This window comes from Nitrobacter sp. 62-23, assembly GCF_001897285.1.
GTDB lineage: Bacteria > Pseudomonadota > Alphaproteobacteria > Rhizobiales > Xanthobacteraceae > Nitrobacter.
The window spans coordinates 64,108-72,362 of the sequence record NZ_MKSM01000064.1; the positions used below are offsets into that span (position 1 = coordinate 64,108).

Sequence of the window (8,255 nt, forward strand, 5' to 3'; positions counted from 1 at the left end):
GTCCCGGATCGACGATGCAGTCGCCCAGATGGGCGAGCAGCCGCGGATCACCCCTCGAAATCCGTGAGCTCGATGACGATTTCGATGACCGCGCCAAGCTTATGATCGCCCAGGCCATCCCAGAAATGCTCAAGCCCGAGCTGTCGGTCGCGCTCCGACAATCCGGGATCCAGAATGAGCTGGAGAGCGAAAATCAGATTGCTCTTGCCGACCTTGTTTTCTCCAACAACCACGAGGTTGTCGCCGGTCTCAATTTCGAACTCCGAGAAATTGGCAAAATTATTGATTTTGATCTTCGAGATTCGCACGCTTCCCCCATCCCAAAGCCATTTTGGCTATTATTATGTCATCGAGCTTTTCACCCATTTCAGCAACATAGCTGCTTCCGCACCTATTGCGCCGCACGCCTGCTTAAGGAACGTTCCGGCGACGGCAGCGCTCGGCTGCAACTTTCTTCGCCGAACTGATGCTACGATCGGGGCTGTGCTCTTGCCACAAAGTGTCCGGTCGGCCGGCTGCTGACTGCGACGGGCGGACCAGTACTCAAACCAACGGCGGACCAGCGGGCAGCCGACATAAAAGCCACAACCGCCGCTGTTGCGGACGTTTGGAACCTATCTGTCAACGCTGTTGCCAAAAAGGTATTATTCAACCTCCATCTGTGCAAGACTTCAAGCTGGCAAAATTGTAATCTTCGTGCTACATATTAGCACACTTTGTAGTACGAAGGATCCAAATGCCGACCCCGCATAACCCTCCTGCCGCCGTGCGGCGCGCCTTGCGCAAGCTCGGCGCAGACATCCATGACGCCCGTCGGCGCCGACGGCTGCCGATGGCGGTCGTGGCCGAGCGCGCCTTCACGTCCCGATCGACCTTGCAAAGGGTTGAAGCCGGGGACACCAACGTCAGCATCGGCATTTACGCCGGCGTCCTGCAGGCGCTCGGCCTGCTCGACGGCTTGAGCCGGGTCGCCGACATTAGCAACGACAGCGTCGGCCAGGCGCTCGCCAGCGCTGAACTCCCGAAGCGTGTCCATCTCAAGCGATCAACCGGATCATCCAACGATGGCTGATTTCGAGGTTCATATCGATCTGAAAGGCAGCACGCGCCGGCTCGGGCTGGCGAGGTGCAATCGCGTCCGAGGCGCGGAGACGATCCTCTTCGAGTACGATGGCGCATGGCTTGAGGACAAGGACCGCTTCTCGCTGGAGCCGGCACTTGCGTTGACGCGCGGCTCCTTCGCTCCGCCAGCCGGGCTGGCGACCTTCGGCTCCATCGGTGACTCGGCGCCAGATACCTGGGGGCGCCGCCTCATGCAGCGCGCCGAGCGCCGTCTCGCCGAACGCGAAGATCGTGCCGTCCGCACCCTCGTCGAGAGCGATTATTTGCTCGGCGTCGCCGACGAGACCCGGCTGGGCGCGCTCCGCTTCCGCTGGGTTGGCGAAGAGGTTTTCCAGGCGCCGATCCGCGCCGGCGTTCCTGCCCTGATCGAACTTGGCCGACTGCTCCAGATCACCGAGCGGATCCTCCGGGACGAAGAAACCGATGAAGACCTGCAACTCATCTTTGCTCCCGGCTCTTCCCTCGGCGGCGCACGCCCGAAGGCTTCCGTCATCGACCAACATGGTCATCTCTCCATCGCGAAATTCCCGAAAGAGAATGACGACTATAGCGTGGAGACATGGGAAGAGATCGCCCTGCGGCTGGCCAGCCACGCAAATATCGCCACGCCTCAGCACGAACTGATCGACGTCGCCGGCAAGGCAGTCATGCTGTCGCGACGCTTCGACCGCGACGGTGCGATTCGCGTCCCATTCCTGTCAGCGATGGCGATGATGGGCGCAAAGGACGGGGAGCGCGGCAGCTATCCGGAGATCGTCGATGCCCTTGCTCGACATGGCGCTCAGGGAAAGACGGACGCGCATGCGCTGTATCGGCGCGTCGTCTTCAACGTACTGATCTCCAATGTCGACGACCATCTCCGAAATCACGGCTTCCTTTGGCTGGGAAAGACGGGCTGGTCCCTCTCGCCGGCTTACGACCTCAATCCCGTTCCGACTGATCTCAAAGCGCGGGTGCTGACGACGAACATCGATCTCGATGAAGGCACCTGCTCGCTCGACCTGCTTGAGGCCGCGTCGGAATATTTCGGGCTGACGCTGCCGCAGGCTCGTGAGATTATCAAAGAAGTCGCTACGGTGACCGCCACCTGGCGCGACACAGCAAAGGCGGTCGGCGCCCGTTCGGCCGAGATCAACCGTATGGCCAGTGCGTTCGAGCATGACGACCTCAAACGAGCACTAGCGCTGTGACGAGGACCTTTCCGGACGCAACAGGAGCGGACCGCATGATGAAGAAGTGTCAGGCCGCACGGACTCGCTGCAAAGGCGTTCCGTCATGCTGAAATGGTCCGAGCTGAAACGCGTGTCTGATGTCGTCCTGGCCGTGTGGCCCCACTACCGCCCACGATTCGAGCGTTGGATGATGCAGGAGCTCATCGACAAGGGCGAGTTCGCACCGATCTGGCGTGGTCGGATGGTGCCGGGAGAAAACGACAGAGTCCTTGCTGACCACTATCCCGATCGTGAAACTGCTATCGCCGCAGCCAACGCACTCAATCCAACCTTGCAGCAAGCTCTCGCGGCGCGCGCCATCGACCCGGTCATCAAGAGATCGCTCACACTCAAGGTCGACAAGGCGCTGCAAGCCAGGCAACGCCTGCAAGACGAAGAAGCGCTGATGCTGGCGGAGGCCTTGCGCCGTCACGCCGATGACGAGCGACCGGACGCAGCCGCCCTGAAGCTCGTGCCCGACTCTGAGCGCTATCGTCAGGAGCTCGCTGAACAGTTGGCGAAAATGCCATATCTGAAAGTGGCCAAGTTCGGACGCACCGGCAACATCTGGCGCTACGTCCTTCTCTATTTGGGTCCGGATGGTGTTTGGTCAAAGCCTTATCCCGCCGGCGAGAAGGCCGCACAAACCGCTGAACGTGCGAAGATCGCAAATGGATTCAATTTGAGCGCCAGCTCTCATTGGGGAAAGACAAAGTCCAAGATCCGACAAATCCTTCTTCCCCGCGCTAATCAGTTGCTCCAGCTCGCGAGCGTACAACGGATGCTCGCCGAGGCTCTCGCACGCGGCGAGCGTGTGCTGGTCTCAAACGGCATCGTCTTCTGGTACGAGCCGGATGGCGGTGTTGGCTGGCTGGTCAAGGAAACATCTTCGACAGGCGAATCCGAAGGCGCGACCATCTGGAAGGAAGGAACGATCGTCTCGACCAATCACGGCCGCCTCGTCGTGCTGCCTTACGTTAAAGAGAATGGCGAGCACGTTCGGGGGCACACCAAGAATGGCCCCAACGACGGACGCGCCTTGCCTCGACATCCCAACCACTATGTCGAGATCCCCTTCCACCTCTACGACGGCGACCTCATGATCGGCCTGTTCGGTGAACTTCCCTACGAGTGAGACTTAGCAAACGCCGAGATTTCCACTGTCCTGCTGCGGCCATCGCTGATCGAAACACCCGCAAGCACCTTTTCACATCGAAGCGGCCATGACGTACTCATACGCCCCGGAAGATTGCGACGTTCTCGACAAGCCGAACCTCTCTCTTTATCGGACCAAACGCGCTGAATGGATCCAGCTCCTCACCGGTAAAGACGATCACGCCGTATCGCGCCAGATTTCGGCGATGCTCTGGAATGACGCCGTCTTCCGTGTGGCCAACGAGTCTCGCCGATTATCGCGCAAAGCTGGATACCCCTCTTCAGCACGAAATTGGTCTCTGGCTCAGTTCATGGATCAGGGTTTTGTCGCAACCCAGACCTTGTCCATCCGCAAGCTGATGGAAAAGGCCTCGAACAAGCCGGCGCGACAGGTCATATCCCTACGGCGCGTGTTGGACGACATCAGGAGCCATCGCGCACTTTTTACGCGCGAGAACTATATCGCCCACGACGGCCTGCCCTATGATCCAGCATTGCCGAAACAGGCCCATTTCGATCGGATCATCAGTCGCGGAAGCGGCGTTCATACAGAATGGCTGGAGACAACAGGACCTCGTGCATGGTCCACCTCCGAGCTTGCCAACGCAAAGTTTGATCAACTGTCCGCTGTCGGACCTGAGGCACGGTCCCGTGGCGATCTGATCCAGAACCGCATTTTCGACGATATTGAAACCATGCTGACCGAGAGCGGATGGGAAAACATCGTTGAGTTCGGCAACAAATTTATCGCTCATGCGGCTGACGCGTTTTCCCGAAGTTCTTTGATCGACGGTCAAAACGGGTTCTCGCTCGACACCCTCGCCAAATGTCACCGGGGATTTGCAGGGCAGCGGCGGCGATACAAGGTGCGATCCTGTGGGAAGGTGCGCACGGCATGATTCCTATTCCGCAGTTCAATCACTTCGACAATCTGACGGACCCCTGGTTGTCGCAGTCGGATATAGAGGCCCTCTCGGATTTTTGGGATGCCCACGTCGAAACAGTCAAGAAATGGTCCGAGGACGATCCGTTTGACAGATCAGCTTGACTGGACGCTCCCTCCTCGCTCAGCCGCGGTGAGCTTGATTTGATCGAGGACGCCAACATCTTCGCAGGCCATACTTGGCCCACCCTGCTCCGTCGCGTTCGGTTACGTTAGGTAATCGAATTCGTGCAGCAGCAGGAAGCAGATCAAGAGCCGCTGACTTTGCCCCACGGGCCAACGCCCTCAACGATGTCATGATCAAGGAACTTCTTATCGCGCTTCTCGAGACGCTTTTCCATTGCGCGTTTCAGATTTTGCCGATTCAGCTGCACGTGCGCGCGCTTAAGCTCCGAAAAATCGTCCCGGTCATTCTGCGCATCCATGTCGCCGTTCATCCAGGCCGAGGCCCTTGCGTCCGCGGATCGCAAAAACAAAACCCACGCAGCATAAGCCGCCGCACGGTCCTGCGCGGCCAGATAGGCTCGCCACCAATGGCGCGCACAGGCTTCACGCCAGCGCAGGCGCGCGGACTTTCGACGAAGGTCGGCGGTGTCTGAGGGGATTTGGCCATCCGGCCATGCTTCGACGATCGGAAGCGCATCCGCGGCGCTGAGCCCATGCAACAGGACACCGCGCCTTTGCCGCCATACCAACGGGGACGCGCTATCTTCTGCAGCCGCGGCCGAGACCCATGCGGCTTTGCCGTTGCACAAGGCGGCTGTCACCACATCGAACAGATGCCGATCCGTGTGACAGAGCGGGAGGCTGATGAGTTCCTGGCGCAGCAGAAGCAGAGGCTCTGAATCAGGAGCGCGAAACACCATATGCAGCAGCTCGTCGATGCCGGCCGCGCCAATGTAACGTGTCGATACCGCTACGCGAAGAGATCGCCATAGTGCAGCGCCTCGCGCAGCGTCGTGATTGAGCAGAGCTTCACACAGCGCAAGGAAGGCGGTCTCGGCTAGACGAACCCGCCGCTTAAACTCGGCAGTGATCTCCTTCGATCCCTCAAGCCAGCGATCCAGTATGTCCGGAGCATGGCGGATCACCGACATCATATCGGGGGCATCAATATTGGTAAGATAGAGGCTTGCTCCGGAGCGGCGCGCTTCCTCGATACGAGTCGTTGCTATTTCGATCGCACGTTCGTGGGCTTTCGCGCGCGCATCCGCATCGAGCGCAGCGCGCAACGATGCCGCGGGATCGCTGCGCTCTTCAGCGCTCGGCCTTGGCCGGAAGGAGATCACGAAAGGCGTGAACCGTTTCTCGGCGCGGTCCACTGTGAGGGTCGAGCCGGGGTCCGGTTCAGTGATTTTCTCGCCAGCCAGGATTTGGCCAAGGAGTTCGGCGGCCAGACGCACCTCGCTTGGGTCCTCGCCGCGAACACGCGCCGCTTCGAGCAACCGCCACGGCGCTAGTCGCGGTGCCAATTGGTCGAACGGCAAAGCCGTTTCAGATCGGATGAGCGCCTCGCTGCCGTAATGGCTGACCCACATATGGGCCGATGGCTTCCACTCCCAGGCCTGCGCGGCCAGCATCTGCCCGAAACGCACCGCGTCGGCCAATGTCAGCATGCGGAAAAGAACGCCGTGTAGATCATGGTCATCCCGGCCAACCAGGTCCATGAGCCATGACCAGGCGCTGTCGCTAAAATCGATCGGATGGACCGACAGCAGCACAACGAGGTCGCGTTTCTGCTTAACGGTCCCACCACCGTGGCGATCGATGAGAACGTCTGCATCCTCTTTCGACGCTATTCGCACGACCGCTGCAAGATCGGCTGGGATGAATGTCAGATCAGCGGCGATCAAGGTCTCGAGCTGACTTCGAGCGTCGGCAAGAGACTGCAATTCGATCTTTAGCAGCTGGCTTGCGGCAAAGGCTTCCTGATTTTTATCCGGATTATGCGCACTCAAGCGCAGCGTTTGCGCCGACGATGCTTCTGCCGCGCCGGCCAGAATGAAAGCGTCGGTTGCATGAATAGCGCTCCAATAACGCGATTCAGATGGGCATGACGCCAGGCTTGCGAGTTTTCGCCGGTGCAGTTCGGCCAGAACATCCGGAGCGCACCGAGCGAGCGCCGGCTCAAGCTCCTCAAACTGGTATTCTTCGTGCGTATGCCCCATCTGCCGATGGAGCGTCGTGATATCGAAATTGGCCCCCGCGGCGCGCAGTTCCTCAACGAACTCCGGCGGCGGCTCAAAGGTCGGATCGAGCCACAATTCGCTGGTGCGCTGCAGACGACTGTGCAGGTTGCGCTCTTGGTCGACGAGCGCCATCGAGGCGTGACGGCGTTCGAGCGCGAAGATGCTGCGGCTTGGATTCGCGAGATAGTCCGTTTCATAGGAGACGTGCCGATCGATGCCGGGATCGATTGCTGCGGCCCTCTCCTCGTCTACTTCGTGCCCGCTCAACCAGAGGAGCAACGCCGCAGCGCGCGCCGGAAGTTCCGGATGAATTCCGGGCTCTGCGGTCCGCGCACCGATCTCGGCTGACAATGATCGCAGTCCCGAGGCGGTCGGTCCAGGATCGAGCTCGTTCAGATAGCATAGCCATTTCAGGCCTCGCCAGGCATCTGCGTGCCCGCGAACAGCACAGCAAACCGCGATCGCTTCGAAACAGGGAAAGGTCGCAGCAACTGGGAAACCTTCAAGTATCGAAGGCGCTGCCGCCTGCAATCGACCATCGTCGTGATCCACCAGTTGGAGCGGCACGCTGAGCACGGTGTGTGGCCCGGACGTGTCGACTCCGATCCGCTTGATGTAACGCTCCGCGCGCCGGCTTTCGAACTCCGCGTTCGCATCCGGCCTGCTGTCAACCTCGCGAGACACGGTCGAGAACCAGGAACGAACCCGTGCCACGATTGTAGACAATGTCGGGCCTTCGAGGCGCGGGACGGCGCGCAGGGCATTGACGGCCCAAAGCCGGGCGGAATTTTGCGCATATGCGCTCGACTGCTCGACGGCATCGAGCAGCGCATCGGGGATAGAGGGCGCTAGACTGGCGAGCTCCAGCCGATGGCTGTCGGTGACATTCTGGGTCTGCAACCATGCCGTGACCAGCACGCCTCCAACAGGCGTTGCCGATGGCGCTCCCCGTTCAACCAGGATCGACACGGCCGCGCGAAGAATCTCTGCGCGCTGATCGAGACCGGAAATCGGGTCCAGCCACTGTGCGACATTCGACTCAAGCTCGGCAAACGTCGCGTCGCTGATGGCATCGAGATGCGCCAATAATCCTGCCCCAAGCGCGTGCGCAACCACGGTTGGGCTCAGCTGCACGCGCCCCGTTGGTCCGGATAACGCGAACCGTCCGTCGATGATGTCGCTAAGACGTGCATAGACCTCACGCTCGGAGAGGTCGGGCCGGCTGGTTGTTTCGCCAAGGCTCTTGAGCGAGAACTCCTGAATTCCGCTTCGATAGCGATGAGCAATTTCAGCGAGCCATGCCCGCCATTCGTCTTCGCTGAAGGATTTGCCGGCGCGCTCGCCGAAACTATCCCGCCCGTATTCCCACAGCAGGCGATGTATTGTGACCTGCCCTGCCTCCACCAGACGATCACGAAAACGGATCACGAGCTTGAACAGGCGCGGCGTGCGTGCAAGCTCCACAAGGTCGGGATGCAGATCGGCCTGCGTGAGGCCTTCGAAGGCGAGCATTTGGTCGAGCTCGCCGCCGGCGGAGGCATCGTAAACATCGACGATGGCCGTCACTGCGGGAACGACGAGCCCACGAAAACCGGAGAGCCTATCGTTGAAGTGATATTGGCGGGTGCTCACCAT

At 60.1% G+C, this 8,255-nt stretch carries 5 protein-coding genes; 4 read left to right on the forward strand and 1 reads right to left on the reverse strand.

Annotated elements, in window-relative coordinates; all coding sequences use genetic code 11:
* Positions 1-47 precede the first annotated feature (47 nt).
* Complete coding sequence (locus tag BGO16_RS05540) at positions 48-308, reverse strand: AAA family ATPase (protein ID WP_292617584.1); 261 nt, start codon at positions 306-308, stop codon at positions 48-50.
* A 428-nt stretch (positions 309-736) separates the two neighbouring features.
* On the opposite strand from BGO16_RS05540, the gene BGO16_RS05545 reads away from it, so the two are divergent.
* The 4 genes from BGO16_RS05545 to BGO16_RS05560 all read left to right on the forward strand — a co-directional run bounded on the left by BGO16_RS05545 (position 737) and on the right by BGO16_RS05560 (position 4,387).
* Entirely contained in the window at positions 737-1,072 is a 336-nt protein-coding gene (locus BGO16_RS05545) for a helix-turn-helix transcriptional regulator (protein ID WP_292617585.1), read from the forward strand.
* Positions 1,065-2,312, forward strand: a complete 1,248-nt coding sequence (locus BGO16_RS05550) for a HipA domain-containing protein (protein ID WP_292617586.1) — start codon at positions 1,065-1,067, stop codon at positions 2,310-2,312. Before BGO16_RS05545 ends, BGO16_RS05550 begins: the two co-directional genes overlap by 8 nt.
* A gap of 85 nt (positions 2,313-2,397) precedes the next feature.
* On the forward strand, positions 2,398-3,468 hold the full coding sequence (locus BGO16_RS05555; RefSeq protein ID WP_292617587.1) for a hypothetical protein: 1,071 nt from the start codon (positions 2,398-2,400) through the stop codon (positions 3,466-3,468).
* A gap of 88 nt (positions 3,469-3,556) precedes the next feature.
* Positions 3,557-4,387 (forward strand): hypothetical protein, encoded by an 831-nt coding sequence (locus BGO16_RS05560; protein WP_292617588.1) that lies wholly within the window; start codon positions 3,557-3,559, stop codon positions 4,385-4,387.
* The last annotated feature ends 3,868 nt before the right edge of the window (positions 4,388-8,255 follow it).

Excerpts from the sequence above, each read along its gene's own strand:
- BGO16_RS05550 (WP_292617586.1), top strand. The coding sequence starts at position 1,065 with ATGGCTGATTTCGAGGTTCATATCGATCTGAAAGGCAGCACGCGCCGG.
- BGO16_RS05555 (WP_292617587.1), top strand. The coding sequence starts at position 2,398 with ATGCTGAAATGGTCCGAGCTGAAACGCGTGTCTGATGTCGTCCTGGCC.
- BGO16_RS05545 (WP_292617585.1), top strand. The coding sequence starts at position 737 with ATGCCGACCCCGCATAACCCTCCTGCCGCCGTGCGGCGCGCCTTGCGC.
- BGO16_RS05560 (WP_292617588.1), top strand. The coding sequence starts at position 3,557 with ATGACGTACTCATACGCCCCGGAAGATTGCGACGTTCTCGACAAGCCG.